Origin of the sequence: Bradyrhizobium iriomotense (assembly GCF_018129405.1) — a bacterium.
In the GTDB taxonomy this organism is placed as follows: Bacteria; Pseudomonadota; Alphaproteobacteria; order Rhizobiales; family Xanthobacteraceae; genus Bradyrhizobium; species Bradyrhizobium iriomotense_B.
In genome coordinates, this window is the sequence record NZ_JAFCLP010000015.1 from 1 (window position 1) to 16,616 (window position 16,616).

Below are 16,616 nucleotides of genomic sequence, written 5' to 3' on the forward strand. Positions count from 1 at the left end.
ATCGCCGACAAGGGCTCCTACGTCTCCTATCTCGAAGGCTGCACCGCGCCGCAGCGCGACGAGAACCAGCTGCACGCGGCCGTGGTCGAGCTCGTCGCGCTCGATGACGCCGAGATCAAATATTCGACGGTGCAGAACTGGTACCCCGGCAATTCGGAAGGCAAGGGCGGCATCTACAATTTCGTCACCAAGCGTGGCGACTGCCGCGGCAACCACTCCAAGATCTCCTGGACTCAGGTCGAGACGGGATCTGCTATCACCTGGAAATATCCGAGCTGCATCCTGCGCGGCGACAATTCACGTGGCGAGTTCTACTCGATCGCGATCTCGAACGGCTTCCAGCAGGTCGATTCGGGCACCAAGATGATCCATCTCGGCAAGAACACGTCGAGCCGCATCATCTCCAAGGGCATCGCCGCTGGCAAGTCGCAGAACACCTATCGCGGCCTCGTCACCGCGCACCGGAAAGCCACCGGCGCGCGCAACTTCACCGCCTGCGATTCGCTGCTGATCGGCGACAAATGCGGCGCGCACACCGTGCCGTACATCGAGGCCAAGAACTCCTCGGCAACGTTCGAGCACGAGGCGACCACGTCGAAGATCTCCGAGGACGTGCTGTTCTACTGCATCCAGCGTGGCCTTTCGCAGGAAGAAGCCGTCGGCCTCGTCGTCAACGGCTTCGTCAAGGACGTGCTGCAGCAGCTGCCGATGGAATTCGCGGTCGAAGCGCAGAAGCTGATCTCGATCTCGCTTGAAGGGAGCGTCGGATGACCATCTTCGAACCCAACAGGCAAGGAGAAGTGTGATGACGGCGCTCCTGGACATTCGCGGGCTCAAGGCCGAAATCGACGGCCGTCAGATTCTCAACGGCCTCGACCTCACCGTGAACAAGGGCGAGATCCACGCCATCATGGGCCCGAACGGCGCCGGCAAGTCGACGCTGTCCTATGTGCTGTCGGGCAAGCCGGGTTACGAGATCACCGGCGGCGAGGTGTTCTTCAACGGCGAGGACCTGCTTGCGATGGACCCCGATGAACGGGCCGCCAAGGGGCTGTTCCTGGCTTTTCAATACCCGCTCGAGATCCCCGGCGTCGCCACGCTGACCTTCCTGCGGACCGCGCTCAACGCCCAGCGCAAGAAGCGCGGCGAGGACGAGCTGTCTTCGCCCGACGTGCTGAAGCGGGTGCGCGAGCTTGCCAAGCAGCTCAGCATCGACCCGGAGATGCTGAAGCGGCCGCTCAATGTCGGCTTCTCCGGCGGCGAGAAGAAGCGCAACGAGACGCTTCAGATGGCGCTCCTGGAGCCGAAGCTGTGCGTGCTGGACGAGACCGATTCGGGCCTGGACATCGATGCGCTGCGCATCGTCGCCGACGGCGTCAATCGCCTGCGCGCGACCGACCGTGGCATGATCGTGATCACGCACTACCAGAGACTGCTCGACTACATCGTGCCTGATGTCGTGCACGTGCTCTCGGCGGGACGCATCGTCAAGACCGGCGGCAAGGAGCTCGCGCTCGAGCTGGAGGCGACGGGCTACGCGCAGTACCAGAGCGAAGCGGCGTGATCCCATGAATGCCGAGATCCGTCCCGTGAAGACTGCCGCCGAAATCGGCCTTGCCGATCTGTTCGCGGCTGTGCGCAAGGACCTGCCCGGGGGGAGCAGCATCGAGGCGATACGGTCTGATGCCTTCGATCGCTTCGCGGCCCAGGGGTTGCCCAATTCCCGCGTTGAGGCGTGGAAGTACACTGACCTACGGCGCCTGGTGCGAGATGCCAAGCCTCTGGCGTCGCGGCCTGATGCAGCCGCCAAAACCGCGGCCAGCGGGGCCGGGGCGGTGTTCGCCGGTCTCGACGTTCGGCGGCTCTTGATTGTCGACGGCGCCTTCGTGCCCGAACTCTCCGATCTCGCTGCTCTCGAAGCCGGTGTCGCCATTCGTGCGACGGTCGAGGCTCTGGGGACGGAGGAAATGGTTCTCCCATTTGGCATGGCTGGGGCCGATCCGGTTGCGGCGCTCAATACCGCGCTCGCCGGCGACGGCGTCGTGATCACGGTTGCCGCCGATGTCGTCGTGGAGCGGCCGATCCATCTCGTCTTCGTGACGACGGGTGCTGCGCCGGCGGCGATGTTTACACGGTCGCGGCTGGAGCTTGGTAACGGTGCCTCGCTGACGCTGGTCGAGACGCATGAAGGACCGGATCAGTCCGACTACCAGGTCAATGCGGCTTTGCAGATGGACGTCGGTGACAAGGCCAGCCTGGATCACATCAAGATCACGAGCGAAGGTGCGGCCGCACTGCATGTCACGACGCTGGAGGCGTCGATCGGTGCGGGCGCGAACTACCGTGAATTCGGGTTCACGACAGGCGGTGCCGTGGTGCGCAACCAGCTCTTCCTGAGACTCGCCGGCGAGGGGACCATCACCAGCGTGCACCAGGCGAGCCTTCTGTCCGGCCGCCAGCATGCCGACATCACGCTCACCGTCGATCATGCAGCCGCAGGCTCGCAGAGCCGCGAGGTGTTCAAGGCGGTGGTCGACGACGAGGCACGTGCGGTGTTCCAGGGCAGGATCACGGTGCATCCCGGCGCACAGCAGACCGATGCCAGGATGATGGCGCGGGCGCTGCTCCTGTCCGACGAGGCCGTCGCCAACTGCAAGCCGGAGCTCGAGATCTTCGCAGATGACGTGCAGTGTGGGCACGGCACCACGACGGGCGCGCTGGACGATCAGCTGAAATTCTACCTGATGGCCCGTGGCATACCGGAGAAGGAAGCCGAAGCGCTGCTGATCCAGGCCTTCGTCGGCGAGGTGATCGACGCCGTCGCGCGCGAGGATCTGCGCGATGCATTGTCGCGGACGATGCACGATTGGCTCAAGGGACGGGAATAAGGTCATGCATCCGGCGGTGAGCAATGGAAGCTATGACGTCACCCGCGTTCGTCAGGATTTCCCGATCCTGTCGATGCAGGTGCACGGCAGGCCGCTGGTCTATCTGGACAATGCGGCCTCGGCCCAGAAGCCGAGGGTGGTGCTCGACCGGCTGACGCAGGCCTATACCAGCGAATACGCCAACGTCCATCGCGGCCTTCATTACCTCGCCAACGCTGCCACCGAGGCCTACGAGGGGGCGCGCGACAAGGTCGCGGCGTTCCTCAACGCGGAGCGGCGTGAGGAGATCGTGTTCACCCGCGGCGCCACGGAGGCGATCAATCTCGTGGCCCAGACGTTCGGCCGCGAGCGCATCGGCGAGGGCGACGAGATCGTGCTTTCGATCATGGAGCACCACGCCAACATCGTGCCGTGGCACTTCCTGCGGGAACGACAGGGCGCCGTGATCAGATGGGCGCCGGTCGACGACGACGGCAATTTCCTGATCGAGGAATTCGAGAAGCTGCTGAACGCGCGGACCAGGCTTGTCGCGATCACCCAGATGTCGAACGTGCTGGGCAGCGTCGTCCCGGTCAAGGAGGTCGTTCGCCTGGCGCATGCGCGCGGGATTCCCGTCCTGGTCGACGGCTCGCAAGCGGCAGTCCACATGGATGTCGATGTCCGAGATATCGACTGCGACTTCTACGTCATCACCGGGCACAAGCTGTATGGGCCGACGGGCATTGGCGCGCTCTATGCCAAATACGAGCATTTGGCGGCCATGCCACCCTTCAACGGCGGCGGAGAGATGATCCGTGAGGTCTCCTGCGACGCCGTCACCTATGGTGAGCCACCGCACCGCTTTGAAGCCGGTACGCCGTCGATCGTGCAGGCGATCGGCCTCGGCGCCGCCATCGACTATGTCGAGTCGATCGGCAAGGAGCGGATCCGCAGGCACGAAGGCAGTTTGCTCGCCTATGCCCAGGAGCGGCTGCGCGGGATCAATTCGCTGCGGATCATCGGGACGGCCGCCGACAAGGGGCCGGTCGTGTCGTTCGAGATGAAGAATGCCCACGCCCATGACTTTGCAACCGTCATCGACCGCTCCGGCGTTGCGGTGCGGGCAGGGACCCATTGCGCGATGCCGCTGCTTGACCGCTTCGGCGTGACCGCGACCTGCCGCGCCTCCTTCGCGCTCTACAACACCATGGAAGAGGTCGACGCCCTGGCCGAGGCCTTGGTCAAGGCCCAGGAGATGTTCTCATGAGCGACCAGATCGCTACCAAACCACGGCCTGTGGCCCGTATCGTCTGCGATGCCCATCGACGCCGTGCGGTGCGGAACATGGAGCGGCGGTTCACCGGCGAGTTTTCGCCCGGCGAGCCGGTCCGCGCGGCGGCCCTGATCAGGAACGACGGCATGTATCCGCACAAGGACATCGGCGAGCCGCTGGTGCATCCCGGCGACGCCGGCGTCGTTCGCGAGAGCTGGCGCTTCCTCGGCGAGGTCTACTACACGGTCGAGTTCGTGGCCCGCTCGGTGTTCGTGATCATGCAGGGCAGCGAGATGAAGCGGATGGGAACGGCGTTCGACGTCGCCTGAGGCCCGGCGGATATCACACTGTTTCCGCTAGTGTGGCCGTCGCATCAGCGTGCATCCGCTTGACCATCGACCGGAAACCGTTCGACCGCTGGGGCGTCAGGTGCTCGCCGAGCCCGAGCCGTTCGAACAACGCGAGGGGATTCTCGCCTGAGATCTCCGAGGCCGGCCGTCCCGACAAGAGTGCGATCAAGATTGCAACCAGGCCGCGGACGATGTGGGCATCGCTGTCGCCGATGAACGTGAGGAACGGTTGCCCGTTCTGGTGCGCGATGGTGGTTGCCAGCCAGACCTGGCTGACGCAGCCTTGCACCTTGTTGGCATCCGTGCGCTCCGTTTCGGGAAACGGTGTCAGCTTGCGACCGAGCTCAATCACGTAGCGATAGCGGTCGTCCCAGTCCTCGAGCAGGGAGAAATTCTCGATGATGTCGTCAATCGGCGCAGGCTGAGATGGGGTCATGGACGGTCTCCGGGATGGGGCGGCGTCAGCCAAGGGACGTGCGGGCGAGGCGCGAGGCCTTGCCGCGGGGAATGCCGCCGGCGAGCGCCCGCTCGACCGCGTCGCAAACCGTATCAAACGAGATCGGCTTGCCGATGATGCCGTGCGCGCCGCGTTCGAGAGCGTGCCGAGCAGCGGCGGCACCGTCGCTATCGGCGATGACCAGGATCGCGGCGCTACTGAACCGCGTAGCTAGCACGGCCGGGAGCAGGTCCCGCTGGCCTTGCAGGAACGAGCTCCCGAGCAGCACGATATCGGGCGCATCCGTGACGGCAGCCAATGCCTCGTCGAGGGATGCGAACGCGCAGGTCCGGTAGCGATCGCGCAGGATGAAGTCTAGCGCCGATCGCACCACCTGTTCGCGCTCGATCACGAATACGGTCGTCGGCTCGCCGGTTGGGTGAAATCTCGTCTCGGACTGCATGAGCGCCTCGATGCGTAGGTGAGAGGCATCAAGCAAGCTCCATACCGCGGCGCGGACCGGTGCTGTCGTGCAGGAAAGTGCATATTCGGCGCCATTTGGCGACGCGCGCATTGTTTTGTTTCGAACAGCCGTCCGTGCACGCACATGTCGGCATGAAGCGATGTCGGGTTTGCAACAAAGGTGCGGCGCGGCGCTATCTCTCTCCAATCGCTTCATTTTTCGTAATCGGCGGGCGCTGGCACACTCGTTGCAAAAGTCCTTCTGCAAGGCGACCTCGCGCAAAGAGATCGCGAGAGCGGCGCGCCGGTTGAGGGCAATCGGCCGAAGGAGAGCAGAGTGACTGAACCGGGACAGGTCGCGTTGTGAGGCCTGTCGATCGTCTATCAGGCGCTTCGGAGGAGGCGTCCGACCCCTCGCACAGGGATAACCGAAGGATATTCGTATGAGCCTAGCAACCACCCAGAGCGTCGCGGAGATCAAGGCCCGCAACAAGCAACTGATCGACGAAGTCTTGAAGGTCTATCCGGAGAAGACTGCCAAGCGTCGCGCCAAGCACCTCAACGTGCACGAGGCCGGCAAGTCCGATTGCGGCGTCAAGTCGAACCTGAAATCCATCCCCGGCGTGATGACCATTCGCGGCTGTGCCTATGCCGGCTCCAAGGGCGTGGTGTGGGGGCCGATCAAGGACATGATCCACATCAGCCACGGCCCGGTCGGCTGCGGCCAGTACTCCTGGGCCGCACGGCGCAACTACTACATCGGCACCACCGGCATCGACACCTTCGTCACGATGCAGTTCACCTCCGACTTTCAGGAGAAGGACATCGTGTTCGGCGGCGACAAGAAACTCGCCAAGATCATCGACGAGATCCAGGAGCTGTTCCCGCTCAACCACGGCATCACTATCCAGTCTGAATGCCCGATCGGCCTGATCGGCGACGACATCGAGGCGGTGTCGAAGGTGAAGTCCAAGGAGTATGACGGCAAGACCATCGTCCCGGTCCGCTGCGAAGGTTTCCGCGGCGTCTCGCAGTCGCTCGGCCACCACATCGCCAACGACGCCGTGCGCGACTGGATTTTTGACAAGGTCTCCCCGGATGCCAAACCGGCGTTCGAGTCCACACCCTATGACGTTGCGATCATCGGCGACTACAACATCGGTGGCGACGCATGGTCCTCGCGTATTCTGCTCGAAGAGATGGGCCTGCGGGTGATCGCGCAGTGGTCTGGCGACGGCAGCCTCGCCGAGCTGGAGGCGACCCCCAAGGCGAAGCTCAACGTGCTGCACTGCTACCGCTCGATGAACTACATCTCCCGTCACATGGAAGAGAAGTTCGGCATTCCCTGGTGCGAATACAACTTCTTCGGCCCCTCCAAGATCGCGGAATCGCTGCGCAAGATCGCCAGCTTCTTCGACGACAAGATCAAGGAGGGCGCGGAGCGCGTCATCGCGAAATATCAGCCGCTGATGGATGCGGTGATTGCGAAGTATCGTCCGCGCCTCGAAGGCAAGACCGTGATGCTGTTCGTCGGCGGCCTGCGTCCCCGCCACGTCATCGGGGCCTACGAGGACCTCGGCATGGAGGTCGTCGGCACCGGCTACGAGTTCGGCCACAACGACGACTACCAGCGCACCGCCCAGCACTACGTCAAGGACGGCACACTGATCTATGACGACGTCACCGGCTACGAGTTCGAGCGTTTCGTCGAGAAGATCCAGCCGGATCTGGTCGGCTCCGGTATCAAGGAAAAGTACGTCTTCCAGAAGATGGGCGTGCCGTTCCGTCAGATGCACTCTTGGGACTATTCCGGTCCCTATCACGGCTACGACGGGTTCGCGATCTTCGCCCGCGACATGGACATGGCGATCAACTCCCCGATCTGGAAGAAGACCAAGGCACCCTGGAAGGATGCCCCGCGGCCGAGCCTGATGGCGGCGGAATAAACAGCAAGGCCCGACTCCTCCCGTTCGGGGAGGAGCCGGGGCAGGCGATCGAACACGACATCCAACCAAGGTGCCACGATGACACAGAATGCCGAACACGTGCTCGATCACTTCGAGCTGTTCCGAGGTCCCGAATACCAGCAGATGCTGGCCAACAAGAAGACGCTGTTCGAGAATCCGCATGATCCTGCGGAAGTCGAGCGGATCAGGGAATGGGCCAAGACGCCCGAATACCGCGAGAAGAATTTTGCTCGCGAGGCCTTGACCGTCAACCCCGCCAAGGCCTGCCAGCCGCTCGGCGCGGTGTTCGTGGCGGTCGGCTTCGAGGGCACGCTGCCCTTCGTGCACGGCTCCCAGGGCTGCGTCGCCTACTACCGCAGCCATCTGTCGCGGCACTTCAAGGAGCCGAGCTCCTGCGTCTCCTCCTCGATGACCGAGGACGCGGCAGTGTTTGGCGGCCTCAACAACATGATCGACGGCCTCGCCAACACCTACAACATGTACAAGCCGAAGATGATCGCCGTCTCCACCACCTGCATGGCGGAAGTGATCGGCGACGACCTCAACGCCTTCATCAAGACAGCGAAGGAGAAGGGATCGGTTCCGGCGGAGTACGACGTTCCCTTCGCCCATACGCCGGCCTTCGTCGGCAGCCACGTGACCGGCTACGATAACGCGCTGAAGGGCATTCTGGAGCATTTCTGGGACGGCAAGGCCGGCACCGCGCCCAAGCTCGAGCGCAAGGAGAACGGCAAGATCAACTTCATCGGCGGCTTCGACGGGTACACCGTCGGCAACATCCGCGAGATCAAGCGCATCTTCGAGCTGATGGGAATCGAATACACGATCCTCGCCGATAACAGCGACGTGTTCGATACCCCCACCGACGGCGAGTTCCGCATGTATGACGGCGGCACCACGCTGGAGGACGCGGCGAACGCGATCCACGCCAAGGCGACCATCTCCATGCAGCAATACTGCACCGAGAAGACGCTGCCGTTCATCGAAAACCACGGCCACGAGGTCGCGGCCTTTAACCACCCGGTCGGCGTCAGCGCCACCGACGACTTCCTGATGACGCTGTCGCGCATCAGCGGCAAGCCGATCGCGAAGGCGCTGGAGCAGGAGCGCGGCCGGCTCGTCGACGCCATGGCCGACTCGAGCGCGCATATCCACGGCAAGAAGTTCGCGATCTACGGCGATCCGGACCTCTGCTACGGGCTTGCGGCCTTCCTGCTCGAGCTCGGCGCCGAGCCGACCCATGTTCTCTCCACCAACGGCAACAAGGCCTGGGCGGAGAAGATGGAGGCGCTGTTCGCCAGCTCGCCGTTCGGCAAGAACTGCCATGCCTATCCCGGCAAGGATCTCTGGCACATGCGCTCGCTGCTGTTCACCGAGCCGGTCGATTTCCTGATCGGCAATACCTACGGCAAGTACCTTGAGCGCGACACCGGCACGCCGCTGATCCGCATCGGCTTCCCGGTGTTCGACCGCCACCACCACCATCGCTATCCGGTGTGGGGTTATCAGGGCGGCATGAACGTGCTGGTGAAGATCCTCGACAAGATCTTCGACGAGATCGACAAGAACACCAACGTGCCCGCCAAGACCGACTACAGCTTCGACATCATCCGCTGATGTCGCGAAAGATCTGCCGCCGCCGGAACGGCGGCGGCAGGGGACAAGTCTAGCCAGCGCGATCGAGACTGCGGGGCAAGAGCGCTCGCGCAGCGGGTCCAGGAACGGGAGAGACGAATGAGCTCGCTGTCGGCCACCATCCAGGACGTCTTCAACGAGCCGGGTTGCGGCAAGAACGCCAACAAGACCGAAGCCGAGCGTAAGAAGGGCTGCACCAAGCAGCTCCAGCCGGGCGGGGCCGCCGGCGGTTGCGCCTTCGACGGCGCCAAGATCGCGCTCCAGCCCTTCACGGATGTTGCCCATCTGGTCCACGGCCCGATCGCCTGCGAGGGCAACTCCTGGGACAACCGGGGATCTGCCTCTTCAGGCTCCGATCTCTGGCGGCGCAGCTTCACCACCGACATGAACGAGACGGATATCGTGTTCGGCGGTGAGAAGCGGCTCTACAAGGCGATCAAGGAGGTCATCGAGAAATACGATCCCCCGGCGATCTTTGTCTACCAGACCTGCGTGCCCGCAATGATCGGCGACGACATCAACGCCGTCTGCAAGGCGGCGGCGACCAAGTTCGGCAAGCCGGTCATCCCCGTCAATTCGCCGGGCTTCGTCGGCCCGAAGAACCTCGGCAACAAGCTCGCCGGCGAGGCGCTGCTGGAGCACGTGATCGGCACCGAAGAGCCGGATTACACCACGCCCTACGACATCAACATTATCGGCGAATACAATCTGTCCGGCGAATTCTGGCAGATCAAGCCGCTGCTCGATGAGCTCGGCATCCGCATCCTGTCCTGCATCTCCGGCGACGGCAAATATCGCGAGCTTGCTTATTCGCATCGCGCAAAAGCAGCGATGATGGTGTGCTCCAAGGCGATGATCAACGTTGCCCGCAAGATGGAGGAACGCTACGGCATCCCGTTCTTCGAGGGATCGTTCTACGGCATCCAGGATTCCAGCGATTCCTTGCGCGAGATCGCGCGCATGTTGATCGAGCGCGGCGCACCGGCGGAGCTGATGGACCGCACCGAGGCGGTAATTGCGCGGGAGGAGGCCAAGGCCTGGGCCGCGATCGAGCGCTTCAAGCCACGCTTCAAGGACAAGAAGGTGCTGCTGATCACCGGCGGCGTGAAGTCGTGGTCGGTGGTTGCGGCGCTTCAGGAGGCGGGGCTCGAGATCGTCGGCACTTCCGTGAAGAAGTCCACCAAGGAGGACAAGGAGCGGATCAAGGAGCTGATGGGACAGGACGCCCACATGATCGAGGACATGACGCCGCGCGAAATGTACAAGATGCTGAAGGACGCGCGCGCCGACATCATGCTGTCCGGCGGCAAGTCGCAGTTCGTCGCACTGAAGGCGGCGATGCCGTGGCTCGACATCAACCAGGAGCGCTGCCACGGCTATATGGGCTATATCGGCATGGTCAAGCTCATGGAGGAGATCGAGAAGGCGCTCTATAATCCGATGTGGGCGCAGCTCCGCCGTCCGGCGCCATGGGACGATGCGGGCGTGAACTGGCAGGCGAAGGCGATCGCGCAGATGGATGCGCAGGCAGCCGAGATCGCCGCCGATCCGGCGCTCGCCGAGGCCGCGCGGCGCGCCAGGAAGATCTGCCACTGCAAGACCGTCGACCTCGGCAGCATCGAGGATGCGATCGTCGCCCACGGCCTCTCCACCGTCGACGGGGTGAAGGAGCATACCAACGCCTCAGGCGGCTGCGGCGCCTGCAAGGGACGGATCGAGGACATCCTCGCTGCGCAGCCGGCGCCGGTCCTCCAGGCGGCGGAATAGGGCGCAGCCGATGGCGATCGTCACGACCTCGAAGAAGGCCTGCTCGGTCAATCCGCTCAAGATGAGCCAGCCGATCGGCGGCTCCTTCGCCTTCATGGGCCTGCGCGGCGCGATGCCGCTGCTGCACGGCTCGCAAGGCTGCACCTCGTTCGGCCTGACGCTGTTCGTGCGGCACTTCAAGGAAGCCGTGCCGATGCAGACCACCGCGATGAGCGAGGTCGCGACCGTGCTCGGCGGTTATGAGAATGTCGAGCAGGCGATCCTCAACATCTACAATCGCACCAAGCCGGAGATCATCGGCATCAACTCGACCGGGGTCACCGAGACCAAGGGCGACGACGTCGAAGGCTTCATCCGCCTGATCCGGCAGAAGCATCCGCAACTCGAAAGATTCCCGCTGGTCTACGTCTCCACGCCCGATTTCAAGGACGCTTTCCAGGACGGCTGGGAGAAGACCGTGGCGCGCATGGTCGAGGTGCTGGTCGATCCCGTCGAGGCGGGCACTGCACGTGACCCGGTTCGCGTCAACGTCCTGCCGGGCTGCCATCTTACGCCCGGCGATCTCGACGAACTGCGCACGATCATCGAGGATTTCGGGCTCAAGCCGTCGTTCTTGCCGGATCTTGCCGGGTCGCTCGACGGCCACATCCCAGACGAATTCACGCCCACCACGATCGGCGGCATCGGGGTCGACGAGATCGCGACCATGGGGCAGGCGGGCTGGACGATCGCGATCGGCGCGCAGATGAAGCGCGCGGCGGAAGCCATGCAGCAGAAGACCGGTGTGCCGTTCCGGCTGTTCGAGCGGCTTTGTGGCCTGATCCCCAACGACGAATTCATCGCCTTCCTCAGCGAGATCAGCGGCCGGCCGGTGCCGTCAAAATATCGCCGCCAGCGCGGCCAGCTTGCGGATGCGATGCTTGACACGCATTTCCACATCGGCGGCCGCAAGCTTGCGATCGGCGCCGAGCCGGACCTGCTGTTCGATCTCTCGAGCATGCTGCACGAGATGGGGGCCGAGGTCGCGGTCGCCGTGACCACGACGGTCTCGCCTGTGCTCGAGCGCGTCAAGACGCAGGAGGTCCTGATCGGCGACCTCGAGGATCTCGAAGAACTCGCCAAGGCCCGCGACTGCGATCTCCTCATCACCCATTCGCACGGCCGCCAGGCGGCCTCGCGGCTGAAGATCCCGTTCTATCGCGCGGGCTTTCCGATGTTCGACCGGCTTGGCGCCGGGCACCAGCTGTCGGTCGGCTACCGCGGCACGCGCGATCTGGTGTTCGATCTCGCCAATCTCGTCATCGGCGACCGCGAGGCCAACCACCAGCCAACGCCCGATACCTGGCGGACCACGGAGAGCGGCCTTGAGGTCGTCCCGCCACAACTGCATTGACGCAAGAAGAGGGACCAGACCGATGAAAGTCGCATTTGCCACCCAGGACCTGAAGCGCGTCGATGCGCATTTCGGTTGGGCCAAGAACATCGCCATCTACGACGTCAATCCGGATGGCCATCATTTCGTCGAGGCCATCCAGTTCGACGGCGATCTCAAGGAGGACGGCAACGAGGACAAGCTGGCGCCGAAGATCGAGGCGATCAAGGATTGCGTGATCCTCTATGTCGCAGCAATCGGCGGCTCGGGCGCCGCGCGGGTCGTCGCCAACAACATTCACCCGATGAAGGTGGCGCAGCCCGAGGCGATCGACGACCTCTGCGTCAAGCTCGAAGACGTGCTGAAGGGTTCGCCGCCGCCGTGGCTGCGCAAGGTGCTCGCCAAAGGGCAGGAACGCAGCTTTGATTTCGAAGACTGAAGGAAACCGCCATGACTGAAGCGGCTGAACTGATCCAACCGGACGCCGCGGCCGAGACGCCGTTCGTCAAAGAGCTCGTCAAGATCTGGCGGGCCCAGGACACCCATGGTGCCTGGGAAGGCAAGAAGGACCTCGACCTGCTCGAGCCCTATATCCTCGACAAGGAGAAGCGCCGTGCCCTGCCGATCGTCGGCGATCCAGATCCGGACACGATCTGGCGAATGGAGCTGTTCTTCAACGCGGTCGCGCTCTCGATCGAGAAGGCGACCGGCGTGATGATCTCGCCGATGCTGAAGATGCACCATGAAGGCTTCGGCCGCATGGTCCTCATCGGCGGGCGGCTGATCGTCGTCAACAAGCAGCTCCGCGACGTGCACCGCTTCGGCTTCGACAATCTCGGCAAGCTCGCGGCCGAAGGCGACAAATACGTCGCAAGCGGGGTCGAGATGATCCGCAAATTTCCAGATGTGGCGAACTATTGAGGTTTGAGCATGAGCGATCTTGAAACCCTGAAGGCCGAGATCAAGAAGTTGTCGGCCAAGGCCACGCAGGCCAAGATGGACCTCCACGATCTTTCGGAGGAGCTTCCGATCAACTGGACCTCGATCCTGAGCGTGGCGCAGAAGGCCCACGACGCCTTTGCCGAGCTCGAGCGCAAGCGCGAGGACCTCAAGACGCTGGAAAAGGCATAACCGGACCCCGACCATGTCCTACGCAACACGCGACGGCCGCGACTGGAAGCCGGACTATCTGGTGTCGATCGATGCCCAGAAGTGTATCGGCTGCGGCCGTTGCTACAAGGTGTGCGGCCGCGAGGTCATGACGCTCAAGGGCATCAACGAAGACGGTGAGATGATCGACCTCGATGACGACGATGACGAGGTCGAGAAGAAGGTCATGGTGATGAACGACGACGGCGCCTGCATCGGCTGCGGTGCCTGCGCGCGGGTCTGTCCGACCAACTGCCAGACCCACGCTCCCGCGGCCGCCTGAGGCGTGCGGGACCAGCGATGAGCAAGACCCGGTTCGCCAGGTACAATATCGGCCAGGTGATCCGCCACCGGCTCTACGCGATGCGCGGTGTCATCTTCGACGTCGATACGTCGTTCGCTGGCACGGATGGCGAGCCAGTGCCCGACGGCGCGGCGACGGGCCTGGTCTACCGGCTGTTCGCCGAAGACGATGAGGTCCCCTATGTGGCCTGTATTGCGGAACGCGACCTGGAGCCCGATGATTCCGGCGAGCCCGTCAGCCATCCTGGGATCGGGGCCATGTTCGAGGTCGGCGAGGCGGGCGGCTATCGCCGGCGCAGGCACGTGATGAACTGACGCGAGACGGGCGCCGCGGCACGGTCTATTCGATCCCCTGCTCGCGCGCCTTCATCATCGCAGCGATCCGGAACCGTTCGTGGATGGCGACCGGATTGGCGAGCATGTCGGCTTCCGCCTGCTTGAATGCGGCGAGCACGATGTCGGCTTCCTGGCGGGTCAGGGGTACGCGGCCGGCCATGTGGGTCGCCTCCGGCGCGGCGGTTCGGATCGCGCGGCGATACGGGTGGTCCTTCACCTCGATCAGCTCGTTCGCCTCGAGCTTGCCGCCCAGTGTGATCGCAAGTCCAACCACCTCGAGCTTGCGGCCGTCCTGCGTGGTCTTGACCAGTATCGCCATCACGGCACCATTGGCATGGCAAAGCCGGGACGGGGATGTGCGTCGTAATAGTCGGGTCGTTCCGGCCAGCCGCCTTCGGCGATGAACTTGAACGCGATGATCTTCACCGGCGCACCTTGCGAGCAGGAGACCTCGGCGAACTTGATCTCGCGTGGGCCGGGGCCGGCGGAAAAATCCGCTACCACGGTGCCGTCCGCTTTGCAGGCGCGGGCAAAGCCCGGCGTGCCGACGCTGCTTGCGGGCACGGGATTGGCCGCGAAGACCGCGCCGGCAGCATCGCCACTGAACGCGGGGCTGGCGAATTTGAAGGTTGCCAGCACGCCGCTGCGATCGACCGGGCGATCGGCGGTGATCGGGCGCGCGACCGAATAGACGGTCAACGTGCCGCCATCGAGCAACGCCCTGATCTCGTCTTCCGAGCAGGCGGTGAATTCGGACGCGACGTTCATGTCATTCTCCATGCCAGCGGGCCTGACTGGACAACATCAATTTCCATGCCACCTCGCGCGTGCGTGCCGAGGGCCACGACGTCGCCGAATCCGAGTGAATCGGCCTGCAATCTGCGCCGGTATGCCGAGCTAGGTCGGGTCGTCGTAGCAACGGCGTCGTTATGTCGGATTCCGTACAGAACAAACGGGACGCAGCGCCTAGCGCGATTCTTGCAGCGTTCGAGATATCCGACCGCAAACGAGGACAGCATGGACCAGAATACCGCCTATGCGATCTGCGCTTTCAACGACATTCCGAGCCAGCGGGCGATCGGCTTCCATCTCATGATCGTCGGCGAGGACGGCGCACCGCGGCCCTGGCCGATCGTGATCGTGCGTTGGGGCAAGCAGGTGTTCGGCTATCTCAACCGTTGCCCACACAATGGCGTGAACCTGGACTGGGAGCGCAACCAGTTCCTCGACGGGAATGGCACTCGGCTGCTCTGCGGCAAGCACGGCGCCACCTTCGAGCTCGGCACCGGCCATTGCGTGGACGGGCCATGCAAGGGCGAGAGCCTGACGCCGATCGCACTTGCTGTCCTCGACGGCGATATCTGCATCACCGGCGTGACGCTGGTCGAGGACGACGAGACGGCCTGCGAAGAGGAAGTCTGACGCGGATGCGTCAGACCGGGCGGTTCTCGTTGCGGTTCTTCACCGGCTCCATCTTGGCGACGCCTTCCTCGAAGGAGATCTCGGTATAGGAGCCGTCGAGATCCTTTGCGGCGTCGAGCAGGTAGTCGAGCTTGCCGGCGGTATCCAGCTTCTTGATGTCGTTCTTGTCGACGCCGGCAAGGTCCATCATCTCCTTCCAGACCGTCGATTCATCGCAGGGCAGCACCCGGAACTCGATGTCGCCGATCCTGGTGCGGTATTTCGCCAGGAAGTCGATGTTGTTGCAGAACATGAAATAGCTGCCCTTCGGGCTGAGCGCGCCGTCCAGCACCTTGGCGACGTCGGCGAGATAGGCAAAGGAGTGCAGGTACCCGGCGAGCACCGGAATGGTCGGTTCGCCCTCCTGCGCCACGGTCAGCACCTGCTCGATCGAGTAGTCCGGCGGACGTTTTTCGTCGGCGACCTGGGCCTGGAATTTCAGCGCGATGTCGCCGCGAAAGCCGAAGCGCCCGGGCTTGGTGGTGTCGCCCTTCAGCACCGCGTTCAGGAGCCGGCCCTCCTTGTCCAGGCGGCCAAGGGCGGTGTTGTCGATCGACGTCATGGATTTCTCCTGGTCTTGTTGGCAGCGCGGCTGTCGGCCGGCGCGAAGGTTTCGATGGCCCTTATGCAAGGAGTTTGCCGACCGCACGCGTATGCGTCCAAAGTTCGAATGCAGCGGGAATCCGGACTGCTTTAGTGCGGCCGTTGTGCATCGCCCGGTATAGGTTTGCCATTCCCCCTGTCCCGGCGTCGCCATGGTCGCATGTCGCAAACCCGACAAGCGTCGCAAAGACAACAGGCTCGGCTATCGCGAAAACGCAGCGGTTTCAGACATATGCGCTCTGGCACGGGACTTGCGATCTCTCATTGCGACAGACCCAGACAGCGAGGGCGAGCGATGATCAACCTGACGGACAGCGCGGTGAATGCGGTGAAGACTGCGATCTCCTCCGCGGCACAGCCGGCGAGCGGCTTGCGCATCATGGTCGAAACCGGCGGCTGCGCCGGCTTCAAATACATGATGGGTCTCGCCGAAGAGGCCAAGCCCGACGACACCGTGATCGAGCGAGGCGGCGTGAAGGTGTTCGTCGACAATGCGAGCCACGAGCATCTCAACGGCACCACGATCGACTTCGTCGTCGCACTGGAAGGCTCCGGCTTCACCTTCGACAATCCCAACGCGAAGTCGAGCTGCTCCTGCGGCAAGTCGTTCAGCTGAACCATCCCCTTCGATCCAA

The 16,616-nt window shown here is 63.5% G+C and carries 21 protein-coding genes; 16 read left to right on the forward strand and 5 right to left on the reverse strand.

The window, feature by feature from the left end; all coding sequences use genetic code 11:
- From JQ592_RS26050 to JQ592_RS26070, 5 genes are all read left to right on the forward strand, one after another.
- Positions 1 to 771: SufD family Fe-S cluster assembly protein (locus JQ592_RS26050; RefSeq protein WP_211405636.1), on the forward strand; the 771-nt coding region annotated here is incomplete at its 5' end.
- A 34-nt stretch (positions 772 to 805) separates the two neighbouring features.
- On the forward strand, positions 806 to 1,564 hold the full coding sequence (sufC, locus tag JQ592_RS26055; RefSeq protein ID WP_211405637.1) for a Fe-S cluster assembly ATPase SufC: 759 nt from the start codon (positions 806 to 808) through the stop codon (positions 1,562 to 1,564).
- Between the two features lie 4 nt (positions 1,565 to 1,568).
- Entirely contained in the window at positions 1,569 to 2,888 is a 1,320-nt protein-coding gene (sufD, locus tag JQ592_RS26060; RefSeq protein ID WP_211405638.1) for a Fe-S cluster assembly protein SufD, read from the forward strand.
- Positions 2,889 to 2,892: 4 nt separating this feature from the next.
- A complete protein-coding gene (locus tag JQ592_RS26065; RefSeq protein WP_211405639.1) occupies positions 2,893 to 4,134 on the forward strand; it encodes a cysteine desulfurase in 1,242 nt (413 codons plus the stop codon).
- Complete coding sequence (locus tag JQ592_RS26070; protein WP_211405640.1) at positions 4,131 to 4,469, forward strand: nitrogen fixation protein NifZ; 339 nt, start codon at positions 4,131 to 4,133, stop codon at positions 4,467 to 4,469. The genes JQ592_RS26065 and JQ592_RS26070 overlap by 4 nt, the downstream gene beginning before the upstream one ends.
- A 13-nt stretch (positions 4,470 to 4,482) precedes the next feature.
- Here the strand turns inward: JQ592_RS26070 and JQ592_RS26075 are convergent, their stop codons facing one another.
- Positions 4,483 to 4,926 (reverse strand): SufE family protein, encoded by a 444-nt coding sequence (locus tag JQ592_RS26075; RefSeq protein WP_211405641.1) that lies wholly within the window; start codon positions 4,924 to 4,926, stop codon positions 4,483 to 4,485.
- 25 nt (positions 4,927 to 4,951) lie between these two features.
- A complete protein-coding gene (locus JQ592_RS26080; protein ID WP_211405642.1) occupies positions 4,952 to 5,389 on the reverse strand; it encodes a response regulator transcription factor in 438 nt (145 codons plus the stop codon).
- A 442-nt stretch (positions 5,390 to 5,831) separates the two neighbouring features.
- On the opposite strand from JQ592_RS26080, the gene nifD reads away from it, so the two are divergent.
- The 9 genes from nifD (at position 5,832) to hspQ (ending at position 13,896) form a co-directional block, all read left to right on the forward strand.
- Positions 5,832 to 7,334: a nitrogenase molybdenum-iron protein alpha chain gene (nifD, locus tag JQ592_RS26085; protein ID WP_211405643.1), complete on the forward strand. Its 1,503-nt coding sequence runs from the start codon at positions 5,832 to 5,834 to the stop codon at positions 7,332 to 7,334.
- Between the two features lie 78 nt (positions 7,335 to 7,412).
- The gene (gene nifK, locus JQ592_RS26090; protein WP_211405644.1) at positions 7,413 to 8,972 is read left to right on the forward strand and encodes a nitrogenase molybdenum-iron protein subunit beta; all 1,560 of its coding nucleotides are present in this window, start codon (positions 7,413 to 7,415) and stop codon (positions 8,970 to 8,972) included.
- 117 nt (positions 8,973 to 9,089) lie between these two features.
- The gene (nifE, locus tag JQ592_RS26095) at positions 9,090 to 10,757 is read left to right on the forward strand and encodes a nitrogenase iron-molybdenum cofactor biosynthesis protein NifE (protein WP_211405645.1); all 1,668 of its coding nucleotides are present in this window, start codon (positions 9,090 to 9,092) and stop codon (positions 10,755 to 10,757) included.
- Between the two features lie 10 nt (positions 10,758 to 10,767).
- Positions 10,768 to 12,150 (forward strand): nitrogenase iron-molybdenum cofactor biosynthesis protein NifN, encoded by a 1,383-nt coding sequence (nifN, locus tag JQ592_RS26100; RefSeq protein ID WP_211405646.1) that lies wholly within the window; start codon positions 10,768 to 10,770, stop codon positions 12,148 to 12,150.
- Between the two features lie 22 nt (positions 12,151 to 12,172).
- Complete coding sequence (gene nifX, locus JQ592_RS26105) at positions 12,173 to 12,568, forward strand: nitrogen fixation protein NifX (protein WP_211405647.1); 396 nt, start codon at positions 12,173 to 12,175, stop codon at positions 12,566 to 12,568.
- A gap of 11 nt (positions 12,569 to 12,579) precedes the next feature.
- Positions 12,580 to 13,050 carry a NifX-associated nitrogen fixation protein gene (locus JQ592_RS26110; RefSeq protein WP_211405648.1) on the forward strand — a complete coding sequence of 157 codons (471 nt, stop codon included), beginning with the start codon at positions 12,580 to 12,582 and terminating at the stop codon, positions 13,048 to 13,050.
- A gap of 9 nt (positions 13,051 to 13,059) precedes the next feature.
- Positions 13,060 to 13,260, forward strand: a complete 201-nt coding sequence (locus JQ592_RS26115) for a CCE_0567 family metalloprotein (protein WP_028137114.1) — start codon at positions 13,060 to 13,062, stop codon at positions 13,258 to 13,260.
- 13 nt (positions 13,261 to 13,273) lie between these two features.
- The gene (gene fdxB, locus JQ592_RS26120) at positions 13,274 to 13,561 is read left to right on the forward strand and encodes a ferredoxin III, nif-specific (protein ID WP_188096640.1); all 288 of its coding nucleotides are present in this window, start codon (positions 13,274 to 13,276) and stop codon (positions 13,559 to 13,561) included.
- A 17-nt stretch (positions 13,562 to 13,578) separates the two neighbouring features.
- Complete coding sequence (gene hspQ / locus JQ592_RS26125) at positions 13,579 to 13,896, forward strand: heat shock protein HspQ (protein WP_211405649.1); 318 nt, start codon at positions 13,579 to 13,581, stop codon at positions 13,894 to 13,896.
- Positions 13,897 to 13,921: 25 nt separating this feature from the next.
- Here the strand turns inward: hspQ and JQ592_RS26130 are convergent, their stop codons facing one another.
- Positions 13,922 to 14,236, reverse strand: coding sequence for a hypothetical protein (locus JQ592_RS26130; protein WP_246820674.1), 315 nt, complete (start codon positions 14,234 to 14,236; stop codon positions 13,922 to 13,924).
- Positions 14,236 to 14,685, reverse strand: a complete 450-nt coding sequence (locus JQ592_RS26135) for a hypothetical protein (protein WP_211405651.1) — start codon at positions 14,683 to 14,685, stop codon at positions 14,236 to 14,238. Before JQ592_RS26135 ends, JQ592_RS26130 begins: the two co-directional genes overlap by 1 nt.
- A gap of 249 nt (positions 14,686 to 14,934) precedes the next feature.
- Here JQ592_RS26135 and JQ592_RS26140 point away from each other — a divergent pair, with 249 nt between their 5' ends.
- Positions 14,935 to 15,339 (forward strand): Rieske (2Fe-2S) protein, encoded by a 405-nt coding sequence (locus JQ592_RS26140; protein ID WP_211405652.1) that lies wholly within the window; start codon positions 14,935 to 14,937, stop codon positions 15,337 to 15,339.
- Positions 15,340 to 15,349: 10 nt separating this feature from the next.
- Here the strand turns inward: JQ592_RS26140 and JQ592_RS26145 are convergent, their stop codons facing one another.
- Positions 15,350 to 15,940 carry a hypothetical protein gene (locus tag JQ592_RS26145; protein ID WP_211405653.1) on the reverse strand — a complete coding sequence of 197 codons (591 nt, stop codon included), beginning with the start codon at positions 15,938 to 15,940 and terminating at the stop codon, positions 15,350 to 15,352.
- Positions 15,941 to 16,276: 336 nt separating this feature from the next.
- Here JQ592_RS26145 and JQ592_RS26150 point away from each other — a divergent pair, with 336 nt between their 5' ends.
- Positions 16,277 to 16,597, forward strand: coding sequence for an iron-sulfur cluster assembly accessory protein (locus JQ592_RS26150; protein WP_080136068.1), 321 nt, complete (start codon positions 16,277 to 16,279; stop codon positions 16,595 to 16,597).
- Positions 16,598 to 16,616 lie beyond the last annotated feature (19 nt).

What these genes read in the sequence shown, in the direction of transcription:
- sufC (WP_211405637.1), top strand. Translation starts at nt 806, where the DNA reads ATGACGGCGCTCCTGGACATTCGCGGGCTCAAGGCCGAAATCGACGGC.
- sufD (WP_211405638.1), top strand. Translation starts at nt 1,569, where the DNA reads ATGAATGCCGAGATCCGTCCCGTGAAGACTGCCGCCGAAATCGGCCTT.
- JQ592_RS26065 (WP_211405639.1), top strand. Translation starts at nt 2,893, where the DNA reads ATGCATCCGGCGGTGAGCAATGGAAGCTATGACGTCACCCGCGTTCGT.
- JQ592_RS26070 (WP_211405640.1), top strand. Translation starts at nt 4,131, where the DNA reads ATGAGCGACCAGATCGCTACCAAACCACGGCCTGTGGCCCGTATCGTC.
- JQ592_RS26075 (WP_211405641.1), bottom strand. Translation starts at nt 4,926, where the DNA reads ATGACCCCATCTCAGCCTGCGCCGATTGACGACATCATCGAGAATTTC.
- JQ592_RS26080 (WP_211405642.1), bottom strand. Translation starts at nt 5,389, where the DNA reads ATGCAGTCCGAGACGAGATTTCACCCAACCGGCGAGCCGACGACCGTA.
- nifD (WP_211405643.1), top strand. Translation starts at nt 5,832, where the DNA reads ATGAGCCTAGCAACCACCCAGAGCGTCGCGGAGATCAAGGCCCGCAAC.
- nifK (WP_211405644.1), top strand. Translation starts at nt 7,413, where the DNA reads ATGACACAGAATGCCGAACACGTGCTCGATCACTTCGAGCTGTTCCGA.
- nifE (WP_211405645.1), top strand. Translation starts at nt 9,090, where the DNA reads ATGAGCTCGCTGTCGGCCACCATCCAGGACGTCTTCAACGAGCCGGGT.
- nifN (WP_211405646.1), top strand. Translation starts at nt 10,768, where the DNA reads ATGGCGATCGTCACGACCTCGAAGAAGGCCTGCTCGGTCAATCCGCTC.
- nifX (WP_211405647.1), top strand. Translation starts at nt 12,173, where the DNA reads ATGAAAGTCGCATTTGCCACCCAGGACCTGAAGCGCGTCGATGCGCAT.
- JQ592_RS26110 (WP_211405648.1), top strand. Translation starts at nt 12,580, where the DNA reads ATGACTGAAGCGGCTGAACTGATCCAACCGGACGCCGCGGCCGAGACG.
- JQ592_RS26115 (WP_028137114.1), top strand. Translation starts at nt 13,060, where the DNA reads ATGAGCGATCTTGAAACCCTGAAGGCCGAGATCAAGAAGTTGTCGGCC.
- fdxB (WP_188096640.1), top strand. Translation starts at nt 13,274, where the DNA reads ATGTCCTACGCAACACGCGACGGCCGCGACTGGAAGCCGGACTATCTG.
- hspQ (WP_211405649.1), top strand. Translation starts at nt 13,579, where the DNA reads ATGAGCAAGACCCGGTTCGCCAGGTACAATATCGGCCAGGTGATCCGC.
- JQ592_RS26130 (WP_246820674.1), bottom strand. Translation starts at nt 14,236, where the DNA reads ATGGCGATACTGGTCAAGACCACGCAGGACGGCCGCAAGCTCGAGGTG.
- JQ592_RS26135 (WP_211405651.1), bottom strand. Translation starts at nt 14,685, where the DNA reads ATGAACGTCGCGTCCGAATTCACCGCCTGCTCGGAAGACGAGATCAGG.
- JQ592_RS26140 (WP_211405652.1), top strand. Translation starts at nt 14,935, where the DNA reads ATGGACCAGAATACCGCCTATGCGATCTGCGCTTTCAACGACATTCCG.
- JQ592_RS26145 (WP_211405653.1), bottom strand. Translation starts at nt 15,940, where the DNA reads ATGACGTCGATCGACAACACCGCCCTTGGCCGCCTGGACAAGGAGGGC.
- JQ592_RS26150 (WP_080136068.1), top strand. Translation starts at nt 16,277, where the DNA reads ATGATCAACCTGACGGACAGCGCGGTGAATGCGGTGAAGACTGCGATC.